The sequence below is a fragment of the Sulfitobacter sp. SK012 genome, from assembly GCF_003352085.1.
Lineage (GTDB): Bacteria > Pseudomonadota > Alphaproteobacteria > Rhodobacterales > Rhodobacteraceae > Sulfitobacter.
This window is the reverse complement of the sequence record NZ_CP025804.1, coordinates 2,280,406-2,301,921: the sequence shown is the minus strand read 5'-3', so window position 1 is coordinate 2,301,921 and position 21,516 is coordinate 2,280,406. Positions and strand designations below refer to the sequence as shown.

Sequence of the window (21,516 nt, the reverse complement as noted above, 5' to 3'; positions counted from 1 at the left end):
CACCTCGATATTCATGTGAGTAACTCTAGATCGCCATATCATCACGGTGAATCATCGCCGCACGCCCCGGATAGCCAAGGATCACCGATATCTCAGCGCTTTGATGGCCTTTGATTTGCACGGCCTCCGTTGAAGAATAACGGGCAAGCCCAAAGCCGACGCTATGCCCGTCGGGGCCCAGTAAAGCGACAGCATCGCCGCGCTCAAACGGGCCGGCCACATCCGTAATTCCCGCTGGAAGAAGCGATTTTCCCCGGTCCAACGCGGCAACAGCCCCCGCATCCAGTGTGACAGACCCGCGAGGCTTCATCGCCGCAATCCAGCGTTTACGCGCGGCTTGTGGATCCGTCTGAGCGGGGAACCACGTGGCGTTCGCGCCACTCTCTAATGTTTGCAAGGGGTTCACGGCCGATCCTTCGCATATGGCCATTGCGCAACCGGCGGCCGTGGCCGTGCGCGCTGCCATAAGTTTGGTTTTCATGCCACCTTTGCTGAGACCTGATCCGGCATCACCCGCCATCGCTTCGATCTGCGGCGTGATGGCTTCAATCACGGCAAAACGCGTGGCGCCCGCATCTTCAGCGGGATTGGCTGTGTAAAACCCATCCACGTCCGACAACAAAACCAACGTGTCCGCGCCAACTGTCACCGCAATCTGAGCGGCCAGTCGGTCATTGTCGCCAAAGCGGATTTCGTCGGTCGCAACCGTGTCGTTTTCATTCACAATCGGCACAACCCCAAGGCCCAGAAGCGTCTCGAGCGTGGCGCGGCTGTTGAGATAACGGCGGCGATCTGAACTGTCTTCCAGCGTGACCAAAACCTGTGCTGTGGTAATTCCATGCGGAGCCAGTGCTTCTTCATAGGCACGCGCGAGGCGGATCTGACCGACGGCGGCCGCGGCCTGTGATTGTTCAAGCGGTAGCGTCGTTGCGGGCATCCCCAAAACTCCGCGTCCCAACGCAATAGAACCCGAGGACACCAGAACAACATCCTTGCCCAACCCTTTAAGCCACGCGACATCCTGCGCTAAAGAAACCAACCAATCACCACGCAAAGCACCCGTAGACCGGTCTACCAGCAGCGCCGAGCCTATTTTGATGACAATACGTTTGGCCGCCGTTAGGGACGCCACGGCGCTTCCTCCTGCACGGGAAGCATGCGCAAGCGATCATCATCAATCTGACCACGCAACATCCGCAGCACATCTGTAACGCCGGTTTGTGCGACACCTGACATCTGCATCACGGGTCCGCGGCTGGCTTTTTCCAAATCTTTTAAGGCAGTTGCCTGCTCTTCTTCATCCAGCGCGTCGATCTTATTTAGCACGGTTATGCGCGGCTTTTGTGCCAGCTCACCACCGTAGGCTTCGAGTTCCGTGATGATCGTTTGGTAATCCTCCGCGACGGTCTCAGAAGTACCATCGACCAGATGCAACAAGACAGCGCAACGCTCTACATGGCCTAAGAACCGGTCACCAATGCCGCGGCCTTCATGGGCACCTTGAATGAGGCCGGGGATGTCGGCGACCACGAATTCGGTATTATCGACGCCAACAACTCCCAAATTCGGATGCAAGGTGGTAAACGGGTAATCCGCAATCTTGGGCCGCGCGTTTGACGTGGCTGCCAAAAACGTCGATTTGCCTGCATTGGGCATGCCCAACAGGCCAACATCGGCGATCAGCTTAAGCCGCAGCCACAGCGTGCGTTCTACGCCGTCCTGACCGGCGTTGGCGCGGCGTGGCGCTTGGTTGGTGGCTGATTTGAAATGCAGGTTCCCGAAACCGCCATTACCACCGCGCGCCAGCTCGACCCGTTGGCCAAGCTCGGTCATGTCAGCGATCACTGTCTCTTGGTCTTCATCCAGCACTTCGGTGCCGACTGGCACCAGCAGAATGATATCTTCACCATCTTTGCCGGTACGCTGCTTGCCCATGCCGGGCTGACCGTTGCGAGCAAAAAAGTGCTGCTGGTAGCGGAAATCAATGAGCGTGTTTAAGCCATCAACCGCTTCGGCCCAAACAGAGCCGCCGCCGCCGCCATCACCGCCATCAGGTCCGCCATATTCGATGTATTTTTCACGCCGAAACGACACGCAGCCGCCGCCGCCAGCGCCAGAACGAATGTAGACTTTGCACAGGTCGAGAAACTTCATGTCGATGGTCCTTGGCTCTTGCGCCACAGAGGGGGTCGGGAGGTGCCCCGCAGGGCTCGAATATGACGAATACGCCTGTGTTTCAAGGCGCAAGAAAAAGGACTGACACTGCTATCACCAAGTAAGGCATTTGCGTAAGTTCAACTTCAATTTAGGTTCTGAGCCGTTTTTCAGGCATCCTCATTTAGAATGCTACCTATGGGGGATTTTGCCGATGGCGATCAAAGCAACTTTCGAGGGGTTCGATATCATGGAAATGCACCATTTTACACTAAGCGTACGGAACGATGCGCGCTCCTCCCCTACAGATTACAGGCTTCGGCTATACGTCCACGTCGGCACTGCTGTGTTGCGGGCGATGCAAAATGTCTCGGCGTCGCCAAGGTATTGAAAACCTGCGTTGGTCAGAACTTTGGCGGATGCGGGGTTATCATGAAACACCGACGCGAACATTGCTGCATTTGCCAACGGGTTTGACGCAACCAAGGTGCTGACCGCTTCGGATGCCAGATGAGTGTTCCAAAATGCTGGAGCAATCCAATACCCGACTTCGGACTGGTTGCGGTCCAACCGGCTGAGTGAAATCACACCCATCACCTCAGTCCCACCAGAGCGGCTGCCGTCGATGGCCCAAACATCCTCGTCGCGCGGCTCCGACGTGGCGCGGACGATAAACGCTTCCATCATGCCTGGCGGCAAAGGATGCGGGATTGTGGTGGTGGTGTTGGCCACGCGCGCATCGCTTGCGTACATCTCGATCAGGCCAAGGTCAGAGCGCCGCAAGGGTCGCATGTCAAAGCGCGGGGTCTCAATCACCAGCTGGGTGTCAAGTTTCTGCATTTCCATACTCAAGTTCCTCTTCCGAATAGTACGAACAGGACGGAGGCAACCGTAAGAGCTCCCAACGTCCACATTAGATAGGTTTCCCAAACTGTTCCTGCAACACTCCGCGCAATTGCAGTGCCCGCGATGATCCATAGTGGGTGCAGCAAAAGCTGACACACCAGCAATACAGCGGCAATTGTGGCAGTAGCATGAAGCGAAGACGTATCGGGGCCGACAAAACTGGTGAAACCGCCAATAATCATAGCCCAAGCCTTGGGGTTCAGCGGGTGCACGATCAGGCCTGCAGCAAAACCAGGGGCCTTGCCGGTCTCACGCCTCTGCCCCAGCCGCATGTGTGCAATCTTCCAAGAGAGCCAGATGATATAGGCAGCCGATATGTATTTGAGCGCGACAAACACGCCTGGTGCGGCCTCTGACAGCTCCATCAGGCCAAAACCCATGGGCCAGATGATCAGCTGTTTGCCCAAAACAACGCCCGCCACGAACGGCAAAGCCGCGCGCAGACCAAACCGCGCACCAGTGGCCATAAGTGCCATATTAGCAGGCCCCGGCGTACCGATCTGAGACGCCGCAAAGATGGCGAATGAGGCGACCGCAACACTCATCTGCGGGCCTGCCGATCTGTGTGGTTGGATTGGACGTAACGTCCCATCACAGGCTCTCTCCAAAATACGAAAAAGGGACCGACGATAACGCCGGCCCCTCTAATTTTCAACGCTAAGAGTGCGGCTTATTCAGCGGCCTCTGCAACTGGGAGAACCGAGATGAATGTACGGTTTTTCAGGCCTTTGTGGAATTGGATGTTGCCATCCACCACGGCAAAAATCGTGTGATCTTTGCCCATGCCTACGCCTTCGCCTGGCCAAAACTTCGTGCCGCGTTGGCGGACGATGATGTTGCCTGGAATGACGTTTTCGCCGCCGTATTTCTTGACGCCAAGGCGACGTCCAGCGGAGTCGCGACCGTTACGGGATGAACCGCCTGCTTTTTTATGTGCCATTTGGTTTCTTCCTTAGCCTTTTGCCAGTTCTTTGGCCTGTGCAATCCAGTCTTCACGACCAACACGACCTTTGAACGACAGTTTCTCTTCGATCGCTTCAACGTCTGCTTCAGACCATTTAGCGATTTGTGCGAATGTTGTCACGCCTTCACCATGAAGCTTCTTCACGATTACGGGACCAACGCCGGAAATCTCGGACAGGTCATCGCCATCTGTGGACGCTTTGGCTTTCTTAGGCGCGGCCTTCTTCGGCTCTGCCTTTGCTTCTGCTGCTTTTGGCGCTTCAGCTGTCTTGGCTGGGGCGGCTTTCTTTGCAGCTTTCGCTTTGGCTGGTTTGCCTGCAGCACCCTCAACAACTTTGCCAGTGATCGCAGCAACGGCTGCGGCACTTACGGAGCCTGTGCCGATCGCGGCCTGAACTTTGGACTTACCAGCGCCCGAGGTAAGGATCTCAGTGATCTTTACCAGTGTCAGCTTTTGACGGTGACCCTTGGTGCGCTTGGAAGAGTGCTTCCGGCGACGCTTGACGAAGTTGATAACCTTATCGCCTTTGATCTGATCAACAACTTCGGCCTGAACGCCAGCGTCCTCGATCATCGGGGAGCCAACAACGGGGCTATCGCCACCGAGCATCAGAACTTCATTGAATTGTACTGTTTCGCCAGCATTCGCCGCAATACGTTCAACCCGTAGCATATCGCCAGATTGAACTTTGTATTGCTTGCCGCCTGTTTTCAGGACCGCAAACATAGATCTTCCTTCACTCATCTTTCGCGTTCTGTGGTCCCCGGTATCGGGCGTTTTGGGCGAATGCCCACCTCGAACTGCGCGCCCTTAGGCGTCATTGAAATAAATCCCGCATACAGGCTGACCTGTCGGGATGGCGGCTTATGTGCCGATTGCCCCCTCAAGTCAAGCGCCCCTGCCCTCAAATCAAGCGCTAATTTGCTCGGTTTGGGGTCAAAGCTCTTGGGCCGTCATATTTAGCGCCACGGCGCGGCCCAGAGCATAGGCTATGTCCTCATAAAGAGGATCAAATCCAGCAAAGAAACCGGCGTTCAAGGCCAACCCGGCGTCTGTCTCAGAAAAGGCGACATAGGCCTCGAGTTCCGCGTCACTTAGCGGGCTATAAGCCAAAAGTAGAAACGCGCCCAGCCAGCTTTCTGTATCGGCGGTGATTTCTTCTCGGTCTGCGCCAACTTCGGTTAATATCTCGTCGTCGGTCATATCATACGCATCGCCATCAACCATGCCGCGCAAAAACTGGTAGTTGGAGTTCAGCGCTGATGTGACATTCCGCGTCACCAGATCACCCGTCTGGGTCATCCGCGTCAAAAGTGCCAAGCGCGCATCATCTGTGTCCTCGAGGGCCGCAAACCGGTCGCGCGCCGCGGCCTCGACCTCCCCATCCGCCATCGCAACGCGGGCGGAATTTTCCAGCCCAATGATCTTTTGACCAAGGTCTGAGGCGAAAAAAGTGATGCTTTCTTCCAAATGATCGCTGTTTACATGGCCCTCAAGCCCTTTGCGAATGCCCTCAGACAGCCGGTAAGGGTCATAGATTGCTTCGGCCTGTATTTGCCAACCGGCACCACCCGTGCCCATCAGCATGTCAGCGTTCAAATCCTCGGCGTATTCCAGGCCCTCTTCGTGCAATATCTGCGTAAGCTGCGCTATTTGCAGAACATCCATCAACACCGTGTGCCGCGCGTCGGCCCATAACGGAGACGCACCGAGCCATAGGGCTAGGCTTAGGATCAGTGGGCGCATCTCATAGCTCCTGACTGGGTTGCATCGATTTTAGCCGTATGGCCACTGCCTCATAGCGGTTTGCCATGATTTCAAACTGTACGGCGTTCATCAACGCATAGACTTCTTTCATCCGAGGGTCTTCTAAGGCCTCAGCGTATTGCGCCACTTCGGCATCCGAGAACGCCTGATAGGTATAAGCTGCCCCCGACATCGCCGATGCCCGGATCGACGCACGCATGCTGCCTTCTCGGCTGCGCAACATTTCGCGCAGGTCGGCCTCTTCCATCTGCAATTCGATCACACCGGCACTTGCTGCGGCCATCAAAAAGCGCACCTGCACTTCTTGGATTGCCCGGACGGAGCTGTCCTCGGATCCGCTGGCTTCATTTAGCCGCTGCAACAATGCCACTCGCGATGATCCGATGCTTTCTAAGCCTTCAAGGATCTGTGCGCCCGTCTCGTCCTTGCCAGCGCCATCTTCCAGCATGTGAGATTGATTTTCTGCCGCAACCAGCCGTTTCCCCAAATCGTCAGCATAGAACGAGGCACCATGGTTGAGTAATTCATCGCTCAGCGTTTCGCCCAAGATTTCCAACGCCATCTCATGCATTATTTCAGAGGCAAAAACGTCACCTACTAGTCGGGACCATTCCGACCCGAAATCCTCAGGCCGCATCCCCAGCATCTGCGGCGCAGAATCCGCGGACAAACGAATACTCTCGAGGGCGACGTCAAAGCCCGTTACTTCTAGAAACGCCTCCAGCCGCGCGCGGTCCGCCGCCTGTGCTGGCACCGCCAAAGCCAAGCTGAATAGCACCGCAATCGCAGCTTGCGTGATCCGCCAAAATGACCGCGACGTTACGTGCAAGAAAGACATGTAGGGGCATCCTTATAAACTCTGGTTGTATCAAACTTAGGCCATCTGGCCGCCACCGCAACGAAAAACCCCGTGAGGTTCCCAGGCCTCTTGCCAGCTTAGTCAAACCGAACTACACGGGCGCTCCTAGATCCCCGCGGAGAGGTGCCGGAGTGGTCGAACGGGGCGGTCTCGAAAACCGTTGAGCGTGCAAGCGTTCCCAGGGTTCGAATCCCTGTCTCTCCGCCAATTACTTAGCCTAAATATTTGATTGCATGGGTAAATTATGGGAATTCGACAAGTTAAGACCACATAAGAGCCCACAACGCTCTTCATCGAGAGAAGGGACGAGCTTGCTTTATCATACGATTCTAACGGGGTAGGCATTCCTTGCTTTGGGGGGGGGTGGGGGTAAATTCTGCTCGGCTGATCTGATAGTCGTCTCACACGCTCGCGGCACTTCTCCACAATTTTTCAAATTATCATTCTAGACGTATTTGGGGATAGTCAGTTTAGAAGAACCGCAGCGGAAAACGATCTCAGTCTCGCCGATGCTGATATCGACCATATCGTCGGCTCCATCGTAACTGCTCAGCACTTTGAGAACTGGTTCCATCTTCGCGGCAACAAACACGACTTCTCTTTCCAAGCGACCTTCTTCAAGGTCGACAAGTGAAGACCCGCCTGGCATTTCCACTCGGAAGCCAACGAGTTCCGGAACAAACGCGCCCTCTTTCAATCTAGAACTTCGTGCTCCAGCAGGAGCGCGTTTCATTTTCGTTGTGCGTTTGAGCGCCTCAACCATCTGCGTGCGTTTAACTTTTAGGATTTCGATCTTCGTGTCAGTGAGATCCGCCGTACCGGGTTCAGAATCCCCGGCGCGGGCTGACTTTGATTTGCTAAGGTTTTTTTGTTCAGGGCTCTTGGTCAGTTTTTTCTGCTCATCCGGCAGACTTTCGGTTGGCCTCTCCGTATGGGGTGCCCATTTGGCAGGTGAAGGGATCGTCTGCCTCTGTGGTTCTCTATCCGCGATTAGGGGTTTGGCCTTCTGTATCGACAGTTCCAGCGCCAGTTGTCTGTCCAGTTCGCATTGGGATGCTTGTAAAGACTGCTCCAACTCCAGTTGCCTGTCCAAGGGTAAGTTCGAGGCAGCCAGCGCGGCCTGAATTTTCCTGACTAACTTTTCTGCTTCAACAATCTGTTCGCTCAATGTGCGGGAATTCGAAGTGGCATAAAGAGGATCTGATAACGGTCGAGGCGGCGGCTGTACCGCTGCCGGCGGAGGCTGAACGAAGGCAGGGTTAACCTCGCGGGGGCCTTTTTCTTTCGGGCCCTTAGCCGGTTTTTTTTGCTCTTCTTGTAGGCCTTCTGCAGCCTTCGCCATAAGTGATGCCGCGTTAGTATACCCAAGGAAAACTGCGGCGGTCACAAGATCCAGTGGGACGGTTAGCGGGTTTTCACCCCTCGAAACTGCGGAGCTCAACAATTCGAAAAGAGGCTTTGAGACGGTCCAAGTGTGGAGCGCTAGGACACAAAACGCGGTTAGATCAATCCAAAGCCACCAATGGTAGTCGAATTGTACCGGAAAAATGGGCTGGTACAGAAGCAGCAGCAGCGCAAGTACTACCGTCCAACCCTTTGAACCAACAAAACCGAGACTCGCATAAGGGACGGCGTCAACTTAGGTTTGAGAACGATTAAATCACAAATATGTCTTCACCCGTTCCTCCCCCGTCATCAAAGGCAATGACTTCAACATCCAAGGTCGCTGTTGATCCGCCTTCGATTCCATAGGTGAACTGGGTGTTGGCTGTTTCCATGCCCATAAGAGTATCGAACTCGCCATTCGCGGAGAAATCGACTGTTCCGTCGGAGTTCACCATTAACAGCCCTCCGTTTGAGCCCAAATAGCTTGTGCCTGCGTCCAACGCATCGCCGTTTACTGTGACAACGTCGCCTATATAGGGTTGTGAATCACCTGTGCTGTCGTTTTCCAACAAGCTAAATACAAAAAAACCATCAAGCGGATCCGGCATGTCATCTTCGCTAAAGGTCTCAGTGTTCGAAACCGTCATGGTATTGTCCACGGCGAGGTTTGTGGGTTCAGGTGGCTCAGTGATTATTGGATCGGATGTGCCGCTGATCTTGACAGAGTCGGCACGATCGCCGTCCATCTCGCCAACGGATGTTAGTCGAACAGCGAAGTCTTGGCTCAAAACATCTGCCAGTGACAGGGTTGATCCATCAGAGGTTGCAAGGGTAAAAGACGTAGACTGGATGTCATCTGCACCGATCCCTGCAGTACCAAACTGCACCCCAACGTCGAATTTTCCATCCTCTTTGACGACATCGCCATTGATATTGTTGTAGCCATCAACCTTGGACACTGAATTGGCGTCAATATTTTGTCCCGTCAAATCAGTACCCGATAAAATCAGGTTGTCTGTGATGGAATCGTCAGCCAGATCAAAGAACAATCCGTTGAGATCGCCAATTGTGCCGGTATCGTCCAACACATCCAAGTCGAAAAGTAGCGATCCGTCCGCTTGTTCCGTAATCGAGATACCTACTTTTACATCGCCGTCAGTAATCTCAAAATATATCGTGTTCATGGCAGGTCCTTTGTTGAATTGAGGCGACTCATTTCGTAAAAGTGTAATGGGGCAGAATAGCGATTTCATGAAGTCAGATTTATGGCACCCGTCTGTTCTGCCTCTCTAGCCGCGCTCGCTTATAAGGAATAATGGCCATAGGCCGCAGCTTGGCGCAGGGATGCATCATTGTCATAATCGTGGCGAGGAGCACCAACTGGGCCCAATGCCTCCTACCCACTCATGCCTACAAAAGCCTGCGGAAGCAGAATTGGTCACATTGGGATCAGTGCGGAATTGAGGCGGCCCCGCGGGGTAAACTTGGACCCGACTCAGGAAAATGCCATTTTCGAAACGTCGATGCACAAGCTATTTCAGTGGCTTGAGCCCCCAGTTGGATAGTCAACTTAGTGAGGCTACTATCGGACGAGCAGCAATTGAATGGCCCCCATTTGGGTCTGACCTAAATTTCGACATAGTTATGAATGAGTGTTTCGGCGCGACAGAAGAATTGTACGCGCGCCCCTGATCTTAATGCGAAGGTAATTTTTGCTATGCTGAACTTTCTCCGAATAAGCGTCTCTGCTCTAGCCCTGTCTGCATTTGTTGTAGCCCCCATCGCGTCTGTTCTCAGCGCAGATTACGCCTATGCAGGTAACGGAAACGGTGGAGGCAACGGCGGCGGGAATGGTGGTGGCAAAGGCGGCGGGAATGGAAGCGGTGGCGGCAAAGGTGGCGGTAACAGCGCTGGCAACGGAGGTGATAACAGCAAAGCCAACGGTGGCGACAAGGGCAACAAAACCAAGTCTTCCAAGGCCGGCAAGGGTGGAAAATCTAACAAGGGCAAAGGCCGCGCGATTAAAGACGATTTCAAAGCTTTTAGCCGCAATCTGAAGAAGAATGGCCTCGGCGGCTTGTTCAAAGGTCAGAAGTCGCAACGCACTGCTACAAAATCAGGCACCGTTACAAAATCAACTAGCAAAAAAACATCGAATGTGACCGTTACACAGTCCAAACGACCACCTGTTAAACCTGCAAGCTTCAAGTTGGATCCATTGCATCCAAGTAATCTCGGCAAGTTGAACGGCGCGATAAATTCAAGCCCCAACGCCAAGGCGGCACACATCGCCAACGGCCAGTACGCGAGTGGGAAAGGGCCGGTTAGCTTGGCGGCAGCACTCGCAGTGGCGGACTACAATTACGAGGGCGCTCTGGACCAATATGAGACGGAACTCGCGTCGGCACAGGAAACATTAGATCTTGTCGAAGCACTCAATGAGGCCAACGCCGTCGTAGACCTTGCGGAAGAAAAAGTTCAAGAACTTGCCGATGCGCAAGCTGTTCTCGCTGACCCGGATGCGTTTACACCTGAAGAGGTAAAAGAAGCTCAAACTAAGGTAGATACTGCATCCGAAGCAACACAAGAGCTTTCTGATGCGCAAGCTGTTCTCGCTGACCCGGATGCCTTCACACCTGAAGAAGTCAGCGAAGCACAAGCAAAGGTAGATGCCGTTGAAGACACAGTTCAAAGGGTTGTAGACGCGGCAAACCTCATTGATGAGAACGGCGCACCGACTCAGGAAGAAATCGACGAAGCGAACAACATCGTCGAGGAAGGACCGCCTTCCAACGAGGCGGTCCTCGACGCAGAAGATGCGCTTTTGGCCCAATACAAAAGCGATTTACCAGGATCAGAGGATCCAGGGATGCGTCTTTCTGAAGAAGAGCAAGAGGTCGTTGACGCCATACGCGATGCCAACCCCTCAGACGAAGTTATCGAAGAGGCACTTGAGGTTCAGGTGGACGAGTACGAAGACGATGTAACAATAGATACCGCGATAGAAGGTGCGATTTCAAACGACGGGTTGGAGAACGACGAAATTGCGAGCAAAGGCTGATCTTGGTGTTTTCAGGCTGTCTTAGATAGTTGCCGCAAATCATTCGTGCCAGCTCATTCAAAAACGACGAATAGCTTTTTCGTCCCGCAACTGAGACATAAGACATCTGTGCTGCGAGCGTCCAGTTTGGGGACTTGCGCTGCGCTGCCTCAGAACTTGTGAGTCTAGGCCACGTGCCAACTTCATAATCTACGCTGCATCTGCAACAGGAAGCTTTGTCCTGCAACTCGGACCTTCGCGGCCATTTTCTGACAGCCTGCTTTCGACGGAAGCCGTCGTTCTAGGAATGCAGAGCAGGAACCCGACCCAGAACCCCTATGACTCGCGAAGTATTCCCGCGTGCGCTCATTTGGATGCGCATAGCTGCAATCTCTCATTGCTTGATCCATGATCGGTCACTTGACCAGGATCAAAGTATCCGTTTTGCGTAAGCGTTAACTGTAACGCACAGTTTCAGAAAGACCTCCCTTATGAAGCATTGGCCTCTTTTGGTTCCGTTAGTTTTGATGGGAACCACCATAGAAACCACAAATGCCGGCAAAACACTCTACATGCAAAATTGCGTTTCTTGTCATGGTGTTGATGGGAAGGGCGATGGGCCTGCAGCCGCGCGTTTGAGCGCAGCGCCAGCGGACTTGACTAAGATTGCAGCCCGGCGCGACGGTATTTGGCCCGCGCTTGAGATTATGGAGATACTGAGTGGGTATTCACGCAATACTCAACCCCGGGAAGATATGCCCGTTATTGTCGACATTTTGGACCATGACATGAGTGAGTTCGATCCGGGAAATGGCAATCCGTTCCTTATGCCCACTAAGCTGATCGAGATCGCAAACTACCTAGAGTCACTGCAGGATCCTGCGCCAAAGCCCAGCCTTCCCTGAAAAACATTAGAGCTGATGGACAGAAAATCGATTTGGCCGAAGCCATCCCTGTTTTTCATGCTTTAGCTCGGTTAACTTAGTTGACGCAAAAATGCTAAAAACGGCTGCTTTGTCCCCAACTGAGAGATCGGGCACGGGCGCAGCGAATGGCCGGTTTGGATTCTGGTGATTTGGCACCCTTTGAACGGCCGCTTCCGGGAAATCTTGCCACAACGCCGAAACGCAGTCACCGTCTCGACCAGTGTGTTGTCGCAGATTTTGCTGCACCTGCATCAGGCGGCTTTGTCCGCTAAGCAGACCTCCATACGTAGTGCAGCGAACGTCCGGTATCCTGAAGGTTTTTCGATGAGGGCCGCGGCGTTACGACTGCCGCCAAGTGATGGCGGCCCGCGTTGACAAACCCCGGAAGGAGGAAGCCGCGGGGGGCTGGGAACTGTCTATGGGGAAAGTGAGCTGACGGTTGGGTTTGACTTCTCGTCGGATCGGCATCCTGATTGATAGCGGGCGCTATTGGCATCCTCTGACCGGCACGCAGCTGAGCGATCTGAGGGCCATTTGGGTTCCACAGCTTTGACTTTGGTCCATATCTGAACGCCAAGCATATAGAGATCGGGCCGGAACAGGTAGTTGGACCGGGGCATGGTAGACGAGAGTGACGGGCGGTTTGTCATGCGGCCTGCTCCCTTGGTGGTGCCCTTGATCTTGGCTGTTGTCCTCGACGGAATATCTCCACGATACGCATCGGCCCACCACAGCATGGGCATGGCTCGCGCAGTGTAAGCGGGATCACCTCAGCGCTTTGCTGTGGCTCTTGATCGGGTTGCTCCACCTCAAGCAGGGTTCGGATCTTGGCGATGTTGGTCTTTCGGGTCGCGTTGGCCAGCAGGCCATAGTGCCTGATGCGGTGGAAGCCGTCGGGCAGGACGTGGATCAGGAATCGGCGAATAAACTCGCTGGTAGCCAGGCGCATGGCCTTTTGGCGGTCGCCTGTTTTGATCCGATAATCCTTCCAGCTGAAAGCCACGGTCTTGGCGTCCGCGCAGACCAATCGGGCGTTCGAGATGGCGACGCGGTGGGTGTATCGACTGAGATAGGCCAGCACGGCTTCGGGACCACCGAAGGGAGGTTTGGCATAGACCACCCACTCGGACTTGCAGAACGGGGCGAGCCACCCAGTGAAGACATCGGTACCTGACAGCCCAGCAAGATCGCCGAAGAATGTCAGTTCTCCTGCCCGGTGTAGTGCTAATAGACCTTCGATAAACAAGCGGCGAAAGAGACGCGACAGCACCCGTACATGCAGAAAGAACCCCGGCTTGCAGCCGACCCAACGGGTGCCGTCGGGCGACAACCCACCGCCGGGCACGATCATGTGGACATGGGGATGGTGGGTCAGCGCCGATCCCCAAGTATGCAAAACGCTGGTCATGCCAACCCGTGCGCCGAGGCGCTTGGGGTCGGCACCGATGGTGGTCACCGCCTCGGCTGAGGCGCGGAACAGCAGTCCGTAGATCGTTTTCTTGTTCCAGTAGGCAATCTGGGCGATCCCGGCGGGGAGTGTGAAGACCAGATGGAAATACTCCACGGGCAGCAGGTCTTCAGCCCGCGCAGCCATCCAGTCGATTGCCGCTGGTCCCTGACACTTTGGACAATGCCGGTTCTTGCAGGAATTATAGGCGATGTGCTGGTGATCGCACTTGGTGCAAGCGGCAACATGTCCGCCGAGCGCCTCAGTTCGGCAGGCTCCAATGGCTGACATCACTTTGAGCTGGCTGAGGCTGATATGCCCAGCATTGGCCTGCCGCCATGCGGGACCGTACTTTCGAAAAATGTCAGCAATCTCTAGCTTCGGACGAGACACCGGCCCCGAGCGTCACTCCAACCCTCGTCGGAGCGTGTGATCCTGCAACTGTTTGAGGTTGTCGAACGGGCTGACCGTATTGCGGATCGTCTTGGTGGCGACGTGGGTGTAGCGCGCTGTCGTGCTCAGCTTGGAATGACCCAACAGGACCTGGATCACCCGCACATCGGTATTGGCCTCCAGCAGATGGGTCGCAAAACTATGCCGCAGAGTATGCAGTGTCGCCGGTTTGTTGATCCCAGCCATGTGCTTTGCCGAGGTGAAGGCGCGATTGAGCTGGCGTGGTGACAACGGATTGATCTTGGGTTTTCCGGGAAATAGCCAGCCCTCGGGTCGTGCCTCGAGCCAATAGTCTCGCAGCAGGTCCAAAAGCTTCTGCGACAGCATCGCCTTACGGTCTTTGCCATTCTTGCCCTCGTCGACATGGATCAACATCCGGTCGCTGTCGATGTCGGCCACTTTGAGGTGGCAAACTTCGGACGCCCGCAGCCCTGCACCATAGCTAATCCCGAGCGCGGCCCGGTACTTCAGCCCGGGTCCGGGAACAGCTGCCAGCAAGTCGCCGATCTCCTTGATGCTGAGCACGACCGGCAGCTTCCTCGGCTTGCGCCGGAACTGCATGTACCGCTTCATCTCTTCGCGCCCGCAGGTCACGCCGAAGAACAACCGCAAAGAGACGATCCGGGTGTTGAAACTCGCTGTCGATACATCTGTATCTGTCATGTGTAGCTGATAGGCGCGCAACTCATCTGGCGTAGCTGTGTCCGGTGGTCGACCCAGAAACGCAGCGAAGTTCTTAACCGCGCGGATGTGCCCTTTTTGCGTCGTCTCCTTTAGCCCACGGATGCGCATATCTTCAATCATCCGCTCACGCAGCGGCGTCGTTCTATCGTCCCTCATGGAAGCCTCCTGTCCTTGGATTGAGAGCCTCAATCGTCGGACAGGTTCGTCAGATCACAAAATGAGCCCGGTGGAGGTCAGCGCGCACCACCAGCCACAAACGCCATTGCCGCGCGAGCGGCTTAGTCCATCCGCCCTTAGTGTCAAAATGTGCATGGTGCAGCATTGGTCACAAACGGCCCATAGCGGACCTTGATGGCCTTTGCAGCGAACGGCAGGTCTGAGCCCTCTTTACCGAATTTCTGCAATGCGGCTAATGCCCGCTATCACCATAGAGGCAAAAACCTTCTACAATCGATTAGCTTTTGAACGGGGTCTGTGGCTGCATTCAACGATGTGGTTTTACCTGATCCAAGAGCGAGAGTTTTTAACGGCTTGCAGGTTGGTTTTCCAAACGTCACCACAACCTGATCCATTTTCTTGCCGACGTGAAGTTACGGGTATATACCCGTAAATTATGAGTGACAAATGTATTTGCACGTCTCTGCGTCAGGCCGCTCAGGCCAGCACTGCTCTCTATGACAGGGTGCTAGCACCGTCCGGCCTAAAGGTGACAATGTTTCGCCTCTTGCGCCAGATCGAAGCCAACCCCGACGCAACGATCAGCGAGTTGGCTGAACTTGTGGGATTGGACCGCAGCACGCTTGGGCGAAACCTTAAGGTGCTGGAGCGTCAAGGTCTGCTGGTTTTGCCGACTTGCGCGGATGCGCGGGCGCGCAGCGTGGTACTGACCCCAGCGGGCTGCGCGGCGCTTGTGAAAGCGGTTCCGCTTTGGACACAGGCGCAGTCGGAGATGAAGGCATCACTCGGTAAGGGGCTCGATAACCTTCTAGGCACGCTGGAGCGTGTTATTGAATTAGATACCAAAAGCAAGGGCACATCCCCATGACAAAACCTGTTGGCGCATGGCACGGCGCAGTGTGTGAATCCCGGAGACAAAATGGCCATGGAAATGGTTGGGTAATCTGACCGTCGCGGAGTAAAATTCCGCAATCTAACATCTGGTGCTGTCGAGCAACGGGTGGGGAAGATGTATTCTGTGGATTTGTACAGTCGGGTGCGCCGTGCGTGCCATGTCGAAGGTAAGAACAATAGTGAGGCGGCCCGTCTGTTTGGGATTGACCGCAAAACAGTGGCGAAGATTTTGAAGCATTCGGTTCCGCCGGGTTATCAAAGAACGACCGCGCCAGTTCGTCCGAAGTTGGATCCGTTCATTGGGATAATTGATCAGATCCTGAAAGACGATAAACGGGTCATCAAAAAGCAACGCCACACAGCCAAACGTATTCATGCGCGATTGCGTGATGAACATGGGTTCACTGGCGGGATCACCATCGTCACGGACTATGTTCGTGAGAAGCAGCGACGTACCCAAGAGGTGTTTGTTCCTCTGGTTCACACCCCTGGCCATGCTCAGGTCGATTTTGGCGAGACCCTTGGTGTGATTGGTGGTGTTGAACGAAAGCTGCATTACATTGCGATATCGTTGCCGCATTCGGATGCGTTCTTCATGAAGGCATATCCGGCAGAAACGACAGAAGCCTTCTGTGATGGTCACAACGCTGCGTTTGCGTTCTTCGGTGGTGTGCCCTTGTCGGCACTGTACGATAACACCGTGATAGCGGTTGCAAAGATCTTGGGAGGAGGCAAGCGGATCCGGACCAGAACTTTCTCGGAACTACAATCGCATTATCTGTTTGAGGACCGGTTTGGCCGCCCTGGTAAAGGTAACGACAAAGGTAATGTCGAAGGTGTCATTGGCTACGGACGGAGGAACTTCCTAATCCCTGCTCCCCGGTTCGATAGTTTTGATGCTTTGAACGCCTGGTTGGAGGAACAATGTTTGAAGCGTCAGGACGATGTTGTTCGCGGGCATAGTGAGAGTATTGGTGAACGGTTGCTACGAGACCTGGACGCGTTGATGGCATTGCCCCCAACACCTTACGATGCGTGTGATAAGGTCAGTACTCGGGCAACTTCAATATCGATGATCCGTTATCGCAATAACGATTACTCCGTCCCTGTCGCCTTTGCCCATCATGAGGTTCAGGTACGCGGCTATGTCCATGAGGTCGTGATCGGCTGTGGGACCGAGATTGTCGCCCGACATCGACGATCTTACGAGAAGGCAGATATGATTTTCGACCCGATGCATTACTTGCCATTGTTGGAGCAGAAGGTTGGTGCTCTCGACCAGGCGGCACCCTTGCAGGGTTGGGATCTGCCCGATGCGTTCACGACCCTTCATCGATTGTTGGAAGCCCGCATGGGTAAGGCGGGGAAGCGCGAATATGTTCAGATCTTGCGACTATTGGAAACCTTCGAGATGGAGCACGTTCATGCTGCAATCAAACAAGCCTTGGACCTGGGCGCACTTGGCTACGATGCGATCAAGCATCTGATCCTTTGCCGGATTGAGCGTCGTCCGCCTAGGCTTGATCTCGATATCTATCCTTATCTGCCGAAAGCGGTGGTTGAGACGACAAAGCCTTCCAGCTATGCCGTGCTGTTGTCCGAGGTGGCCGCATGAACGATACTGTTACTGATACACCGCAGGTTCTGCTCAGGCATCACCTGACCAAACTTCGGCTGCCAACCTTCCAAAGCGAATACACCAAACAGGCCCAACAATGCGCCGCAGAGAACAAGGATCATGTCCAATATCTCCTGCGCTTGTGTGAGCTGGAGCTGATCGAACGTGAGCGACGGATGGTAGAGCGGCGTATCAAAGCCGCGAAGTTTCCGGCAACCAAGAGCCTGGATAGCTTTGACTTCAAAACGATCCCGTCACTGAACAAGGTGCTGGTGATGGAATTGGCCCGCTGCGAGTACACCGCAAAGCGTCAAAACGTTATCGCGCTAGGACCAAGTGGGACCGGTAAAACACATGTTGCTCTCGGCCTTGGACTGGCAGCTTGCCAAAAGGGCTTGAAGGTACGTTTCACCACAGCCGCTGCACTGGTTCATGAAATGATCGAGGCAGTTGACGAACGCCGACTGCAACGACACCAAAAACAACTAGCAGCCCAAGATTTGCTGATCATTGACGAACTTGGGTTCGTGCCACTCTCCAAGACCGGGGCCGAGTTGCTGTTCGAAGTGATCAGTCAACGATATGAACGCGGCTCCATCATCATCACATCCAACCTGCCGTTCGATGAATGGACAGAGGTCTTCGGATCAGAACGCCTCACGGGTGCCATCCTCGACCGCCTGACACACCACGTCCATATCCTGGAGATGAATGGTGAAAGCTATCGGCTGAACCAAAGCCGAAACCGCACAGCCTGAACAAACCCAACTGAAGCCAAGGAGCTGACAAATTGGCCAATTTCTCTCCGGGACGCTGACCGATTTTACTCCGGGATTGACACATTCGAGGCGTTGATGGCGCTCCGCTAACCGTGACCGCAGAACTGGTCGAGTCGAGAACAAGGGTCGATCGCGCTTCGCCGCTTGCGGGCAGGCGCGACCCGACAAGTGGGCAAATCGTTCCAGCCCCACCAAATGACAAACGCGTGCTTTACGCGGAGCTTTTCTATTCATTCGAGGGCACCCGCCCCGAGCAAGTAACGATAGTGCCGCCGATGGATGAAGACGGACGTTTGCGTGCCTCAACAGGTATGATCGTCTATGACCGTGACGTTCCGGTGATTGATTTTCGCTATTTGTCTGGTCAAGAAACGCTGAACATCGACTGGAGCGACCCTTGGTATAGCCGTTTTGAAAACACGACGTTGCGGCGTCACTATCGCTTTCCTATCCAGACATTTTTGTATGCGACACCCTACGAAATCCGTCATGAAGCCCTTATCCGGGTGCGTAACGCCGCCAAGTTGGCTGGTGTGTCGATTGCAGGGCGGACCATGACAGCGGCTGAGCGCAAAGAGTTCGAAACACGTCTGCCCTCGATTTTGAATGAACGCTCGCCAATGACGGTTGAAGGTGAAAAAATCGTCCCATCTTTTGATCGCCTCAGTTTTATGCGCATTGGAACTAGAGGCCTGAATTTTCTCGGAGACGATGATGAAATTCTGACAGACGCAGACTTTGTCGGTCTGATCTATTCGATCCCCACAGACGGATATGCCCAGAAAGCGACAGTCGAATGGACTGTGTTTCCCGCACCTGTCATTAAGGTTCCGGGCAATGCCACGGACGCCGCTGGCCCATTCCTAGCAGACCTCACTCCGGACGACTCGGTATTGACCTGGGTCAACTTCTTCAAAACCTACGAGCCGCCGATTATCGCGCCTGTTGTCTATGGCAAAGAGCGCACGGTCGACGTGCCTATCCTCACGATCTTTCTGACCGCACTCACCTTGGGTGTGGCGGCTCTTCTGAGCCGGAGGCGGTCCGTTCTTGTCGCTCGCAGAATTGGCGTTGTAGGGGTTCTGGTTGCGGTCACGGGTGTATCAACCCAATTTGGTTGGGTCACGGTCGTTAACCCTGTCGCAGGAGTGCCTGATGACCCTGCTGCCGCGCGTATCACCGGTCATTTGATCGAAAATTTTCACAAGGGGTTGCAAGAAAAGATACCCGAACGGTTGGATGATGCTTTAATTGTCAGTGTTTCAGAAGATTCTTTTGAAGACGTGAAACAAGAACTCTCCCGCGCTCTGCTTATTGAGATGCAAGGCGGGGGCGTTGGGACGATCGGTGGCATCCGGGACCTTGTTGTGACGAATGTTGCACCCGCATCCGGGGGAGCCGGGTTTATGGCAACGGTGAACTGGAGCGTGACGGCGTCCGGAAATCACTGGGGACATCCACACCAGAAGACCATCCACTTTGGCGCTTTGATGGATATCGCACCGATTGACGGCGTATGGAAGCTGACTGGTATGACTGTAACAAGTGCCCAGCCGGAGACCTGAAGAGATGCTGTTGAAGTTCGTAGAACTTGGCCGTCGGCCCCTCAAGCTGTCGACCGTGGTTTCTGCAGCACTGCTGTGCGTCCTGCTGCTGGCATCTGGCCAGACGGCCGCGCATTTTTTGTTGAATCTGAATACGCGCATTATTCATGTCGAACATCTGAGCAATGGCTTGCGGGTCTATCTGCGCCTTCCGATGCCCTATCTTGTTGCCAATCTGGTTGGCCCTGATCTGCCCGAAGGTTTACCAGAACCCGCGCCCTATACGACCAACATCCGAGAGGATGGGAATGTCGTCTATTACCTTGATGCAAAGGCATTGCAGGCTGATCCTGGCGGACTCGGCGATTTGGTGGCGGACGGCCATCAGTTTATCGGCGACGGCGTTGTTTTGCAGGCGCGGGTTGAAACCGTCAGGGTGTACCCCGGATCCCGCCAACCACCATTTTCGACTTTGGATGAAGCCCGCGCTTCGTTTCAGAGCGCGCTTTATCCGCCAGAATTTCCGGTAACCTACGTCAGCGACACGGTTGTCGACACGGTCCTTCTATTCACCAACCAGGGGGCTGCGACATCCTATAATGTGTCCAGTTCGCTCAATCCCGGTTTGCCTGGGCAGGAGAAAACAGCCAATCTAATTCTTGATTATTACCCTGGCAGCGTTGAGGTATTTCGAGCACGCGGTCTGCTGGACGACCCGATTCCAATCTCGAGGTCGCCATGGGCCGCTGCCATCACGTTCATCAAAGAAGGCATGCTCCACATTCTGGAGGGTCTTGACCACGTCTTGTTTGTCATCTGCCTGGCATTGGGTGCCGTGAGTTTCAGAAGCCTGTTTTCTCGTACGACCGGATTTACTATCGGTCACAGTGTAACGCTGAGCCTTGGCTTTTTCGGGCTGGTGCCCTCGGGGGCGTGGTTTATTCCAACAATCGAGTTGGGGATCGCCCTGTCAATCATTTTCGCAGCCCTCGTGGCGGTGAGGCAGAGAAAGGGACACCAACCACCAGAACTAACAATGTTTGCCGTCACAGCCGGAATCGGCACCCTGCACGGTCTGGGGTTTTCGTTTGTGCTGCACAAGATTCTGCAAGTCGATTCCCCTAATATCTGGCAAAGCCTCTTATCGTTCAATATCGGTGTCGAGATTGGTCAGCTTTTGATTATCCTTGCCTGCTGGCCTTTGTTTCGTTTTTTGTCGCGGTTGGGAGAGCGGGGCTGGCTGGTGGCGCGTTGGGGTATAGCTGCGCCTTGCATTGCAGTGGCCGCGCTCTGGACGGTGCAACGTGCGATTCTAGTTATTCAAAATATCTGACTAAGGCAGTATCGGACATCGGGGTCAAAAATTCGCTGCAGGGGCAACGAAGGACTGTTCCGTCCGGCAACTGAGACATTGGGCACTAACGCAGCGAACGACCGGTTTGAATTTCAGCCAATTTGTCCGTAGTGAACGTCCGCTTCGGGGAATTTGTGCTGCACTGCCGCGACACGATCGCTGTTTCGACCGGTCTGCCGTAGCAATGTCTGCTGCATTTGCATCAGGCCGCTTTGCCCCCCATAGCAGACCTTGATGCAACGCGCAGCGAAAGTCCGCAATCCGCCCTTAGTGTCGAAATGTGCATGGTGCAGCATTGGTCACAAAGGGCTCCAAGCCGCCGTTCGCTGCGGAGCGCATCAAAGTCCGCTTTGTGGCGTTTGACGCTTTTAGATTTAATGGGTCCTGACCCTAGAAGTAGCTAAATGCTTGGGAATTGGCTGACTGTGATGCGCGTCCTGGAGGCGAACGACACGGCTTCTCAGCATATGCATTCGGGGTGAAACCGCAGATCAACCTCTGTGCGAAAGTGCGACCTATACCGCAAGCGCAGCGCCACACCGTTTCCACGAAAAACAGACCTGT

General features: G+C 54.5%; 20 protein-coding genes and 1 tRNA gene. 9 read left to right on the top strand and 12 right to left on the bottom strand.

Features of this window, described 5'->3' with window-relative positions; genetic code table 11:
* Positions 1-25: 25 nt before the first annotated feature.
* The 8 genes from proB to C1J03_RS11225 all read right to left on the bottom strand — a co-directional run bounded on the left by proB (position 26) and on the right by C1J03_RS11225 (position 6,629).
* Positions 26-1,132: a glutamate 5-kinase gene (gene proB, locus C1J03_RS11260; protein WP_114886518.1), complete on the bottom strand. Its 1,107-nt coding sequence runs from the start codon at positions 1,130-1,132 to the stop codon at positions 26-28.
* Complete coding sequence (gene obgE / locus C1J03_RS11255; RefSeq protein WP_114886516.1) at positions 1,120-2,154, bottom strand: GTPase ObgE; 1,035 nt, start codon at positions 2,152-2,154, stop codon at positions 1,120-1,122. Before obgE ends, proB begins: the two co-directional genes overlap by 13 nt.
* A gap of 309 nt (positions 2,155-2,463) precedes the next feature.
* Entirely contained in the window at positions 2,464-3,000 is a 537-nt protein-coding gene (locus tag C1J03_RS11250; protein WP_114886514.1) for a GNAT family N-acetyltransferase, read from the bottom strand.
* A gap of 2 nt (positions 3,001-3,002) precedes the next feature.
* Entirely contained in the window at positions 3,003-3,605 is a 603-nt protein-coding gene (locus C1J03_RS11245) for a LysE family translocator (RefSeq protein ID WP_114886512.1), read from the bottom strand.
* Positions 3,606-3,730: 125 nt separating this feature from the next.
* On the bottom strand, positions 3,731-4,000 hold the full coding sequence (rpmA, locus tag C1J03_RS11240) for a 50S ribosomal protein L27 (protein ID WP_114886510.1): 270 nt from the start codon (positions 3,998-4,000) through the stop codon (positions 3,731-3,733).
* Positions 4,001-4,012: 12 nt separating this feature from the next.
* Positions 4,013-4,750 carry a 50S ribosomal protein L21 gene (locus C1J03_RS11235; RefSeq protein WP_114886508.1) on the bottom strand — a complete coding sequence of 246 codons (738 nt, stop codon included), beginning with the start codon at positions 4,748-4,750 and terminating at the stop codon, positions 4,013-4,015.
* A 210-nt stretch (positions 4,751-4,960) separates the two neighbouring features.
* The gene (locus C1J03_RS11230) at positions 4,961-5,770 is read right to left on the bottom strand and encodes a DUF2059 domain-containing protein (protein ID WP_114886506.1); all 810 of its coding nucleotides are present in this window, start codon (positions 5,768-5,770) and stop codon (positions 4,961-4,963) included.
* A gap of 1 nt (position 5,771) precedes the next feature.
* Positions 5,772-6,629 carry a DUF2059 domain-containing protein gene (locus C1J03_RS11225; protein ID WP_114886504.1) on the bottom strand — a complete coding sequence of 286 codons (858 nt, stop codon included), beginning with the start codon at positions 6,627-6,629 and terminating at the stop codon, positions 5,772-5,774.
* A 138-nt stretch (positions 6,630-6,767) separates the two neighbouring features.
* Between C1J03_RS11225 and C1J03_RS11220 the strand changes: the two genes are divergently transcribed.
* Positions 6,768-6,857: transfer RNA gene (locus C1J03_RS11220), tRNA-Ser, on the top strand.
* A gap of 238 nt (positions 6,858-7,095) precedes the next feature.
* On the opposite strand, the gene C1J03_RS11215 is transcribed toward C1J03_RS11220, so the two are convergent.
* Complete coding sequence (locus C1J03_RS11215) at positions 7,096-7,992, bottom strand: hypothetical protein (RefSeq protein ID WP_114886502.1); 897 nt, start codon at positions 7,990-7,992, stop codon at positions 7,096-7,098.
* A gap of 313 nt (positions 7,993-8,305) precedes the next feature.
* Positions 8,306-9,220, bottom strand: a complete 915-nt coding sequence (locus C1J03_RS11210; protein WP_114886500.1) for a hypothetical protein — start codon at positions 9,218-9,220, stop codon at positions 8,306-8,308.
* 533 nt (positions 9,221-9,753) lie between these two features.
* Between C1J03_RS11210 and C1J03_RS11200 the strand changes: the two genes are divergently transcribed.
* From C1J03_RS11200 to C1J03_RS25325, 3 genes are all read left to right on the top strand, one after another.
* Positions 9,754-11,097, top strand: coding sequence for a hypothetical protein (locus tag C1J03_RS11200; RefSeq protein ID WP_162798518.1), 1,344 nt, complete (start codon positions 9,754-9,756; stop codon positions 11,095-11,097).
* Positions 11,098-11,567: 470 nt separating this feature from the next.
* Positions 11,568-11,981 carry a c-type cytochrome gene (locus tag C1J03_RS11195; protein ID WP_114886496.1) on the top strand — a complete coding sequence of 138 codons (414 nt, stop codon included), beginning with the start codon at positions 11,568-11,570 and terminating at the stop codon, positions 11,979-11,981.
* A 146-nt stretch (positions 11,982-12,127) separates the two neighbouring features.
* Positions 12,128-12,274, top strand: coding sequence for a hypothetical protein (locus tag C1J03_RS25325; RefSeq protein ID WP_162798517.1), 147 nt, complete (start codon positions 12,128-12,130; stop codon positions 12,272-12,274).
* A 374-nt stretch (positions 12,275-12,648) separates the two neighbouring features.
* Here the strand turns inward: C1J03_RS25325 and C1J03_RS11190 are convergent, their stop codons facing one another.
* Positions 12,649-13,842 carry an IS91 family transposase gene (locus C1J03_RS11190; RefSeq protein ID WP_114886494.1) on the bottom strand — a complete coding sequence of 398 codons (1,194 nt, stop codon included), beginning with the start codon at positions 13,840-13,842 and terminating at the stop codon, positions 12,649-12,651.
* A gap of 12 nt (positions 13,843-13,854) precedes the next feature.
* The gene (locus C1J03_RS11185) at positions 13,855-14,742 is read right to left on the bottom strand and encodes a tyrosine-type recombinase/integrase (RefSeq protein ID WP_114886492.1); all 888 of its coding nucleotides are present in this window, start codon (positions 14,740-14,742) and stop codon (positions 13,855-13,857) included.
* 457 nt (positions 14,743-15,199) lie between these two features.
* Here C1J03_RS11185 and C1J03_RS11180 point away from each other — a divergent pair, with 457 nt between their 5' ends.
* The 5 genes from C1J03_RS11180 to C1J03_RS11160 all read left to right on the top strand — a co-directional run bounded on the left by C1J03_RS11180 (position 15,200) and on the right by C1J03_RS11160 (position 20,931).
* Entirely contained in the window at positions 15,200-15,631 is a 432-nt protein-coding gene (locus C1J03_RS11180; protein ID WP_114886490.1) for a MarR family winged helix-turn-helix transcriptional regulator, read from the top strand.
* A 141-nt stretch (positions 15,632-15,772) separates the two neighbouring features.
* Complete coding sequence (istA, locus tag C1J03_RS11175) at positions 15,773-17,272, top strand: IS21 family transposase (protein ID WP_114882484.1); 1,500 nt, start codon at positions 15,773-15,775, stop codon at positions 17,270-17,272.
* Positions 17,269-18,033 (top strand): IS21-like element helper ATPase IstB, encoded by a 765-nt coding sequence (gene istB, locus C1J03_RS11170; protein WP_114882482.1) that lies wholly within the window; start codon positions 17,269-17,271, stop codon positions 18,031-18,033. Before istA ends, istB begins: the two co-directional genes overlap by 4 nt.
* Positions 18,034-18,146: 113 nt before the next feature.
* Positions 18,147-19,619, top strand: coding sequence for a hypothetical protein (locus tag C1J03_RS11165; RefSeq protein WP_114886488.1), 1,473 nt, complete (start codon positions 18,147-18,149; stop codon positions 19,617-19,619).
* 10 nt (positions 19,620-19,629) lie between these two features.
* Positions 19,630-20,931 (top strand): HupE/UreJ family protein, encoded by a 1,302-nt coding sequence (locus C1J03_RS11160; RefSeq protein WP_162798516.1) that lies wholly within the window; start codon positions 19,630-19,632, stop codon positions 20,929-20,931.
* Positions 20,932-21,516: the final 585 nt, after the last annotated feature.

What these genes read in the sequence shown, in the direction of transcription:
- C1J03_RS11185 (WP_114886492.1), bottom strand. Translation starts at nt 14,742, where the DNA reads ATGAGGGACGATAGAACGACGCCGCTGCGTGAGCGGATGATTGAAGAT.
- obgE (WP_114886516.1), bottom strand. Translation starts at nt 2,154, where the DNA reads ATGAAGTTTCTCGACCTGTGCAAAGTCTACATTCGTTCTGGCGCTGGC.
- C1J03_RS11245 (WP_114886512.1), bottom strand. Translation starts at nt 3,605, where the DNA reads ATGAGTGTTGCGGTCGCCTCATTCGCCATCTTTGCGGCGTCTCAGATC.
- rpmA (WP_114886510.1), bottom strand. Translation starts at nt 4,000, where the DNA reads ATGGCACATAAAAAAGCAGGCGGTTCATCCCGTAACGGTCGCGACTCC.
- C1J03_RS11230 (WP_114886506.1), bottom strand. Translation starts at nt 5,770, where the DNA reads ATGCGCCCACTGATCCTAAGCCTAGCCCTATGGCTCGGTGCGTCTCCG.
- istA (WP_114882484.1), top strand. Translation starts at nt 15,773, where the DNA reads ATGTATTCTGTGGATTTGTACAGTCGGGTGCGCCGTGCGTGCCATGTC.
- C1J03_RS11195 (WP_114886496.1), top strand. Translation starts at nt 11,568, where the DNA reads ATGAAGCATTGGCCTCTTTTGGTTCCGTTAGTTTTGATGGGAACCACC.
- C1J03_RS11180 (WP_114886490.1), top strand. Translation starts at nt 15,200, where the DNA reads ATGAGTGACAAATGTATTTGCACGTCTCTGCGTCAGGCCGCTCAGGCC.
- C1J03_RS11200 (WP_162798518.1), top strand. Translation starts at nt 9,754, where the DNA reads ATGCTGAACTTTCTCCGAATAAGCGTCTCTGCTCTAGCCCTGTCTGCA.
- C1J03_RS25325 (WP_162798517.1), top strand. Translation starts at nt 12,128, where the DNA reads ATGGCCGGTTTGGATTCTGGTGATTTGGCACCCTTTGAACGGCCGCTT.
- C1J03_RS11215 (WP_114886502.1), bottom strand. Translation starts at nt 7,992, where the DNA reads ATGGCGAAGGCTGCAGAAGGCCTACAAGAAGAGCAAAAAAAACCGGCT.
- C1J03_RS11250 (WP_114886514.1), bottom strand. Translation starts at nt 3,000, where the DNA reads ATGGAAATGCAGAAACTTGACACCCAGCTGGTGATTGAGACCCCGCGC.
- istB (WP_114882482.1), top strand. Translation starts at nt 17,269, where the DNA reads ATGAACGATACTGTTACTGATACACCGCAGGTTCTGCTCAGGCATCAC.
- C1J03_RS11210 (WP_114886500.1), bottom strand. Translation starts at nt 9,220, where the DNA reads ATGAACACGATATATTTTGAGATTACTGACGGCGATGTAAAAGTAGGT.
- C1J03_RS11225 (WP_114886504.1), bottom strand. Translation starts at nt 6,629, where the DNA reads ATGTCTTTCTTGCACGTAACGTCGCGGTCATTTTGGCGGATCACGCAA.
- C1J03_RS11235 (WP_114886508.1), bottom strand. Translation starts at nt 4,750, where the DNA reads ATGTTTGCGGTCCTGAAAACAGGCGGCAAGCAATACAAAGTTCAATCT.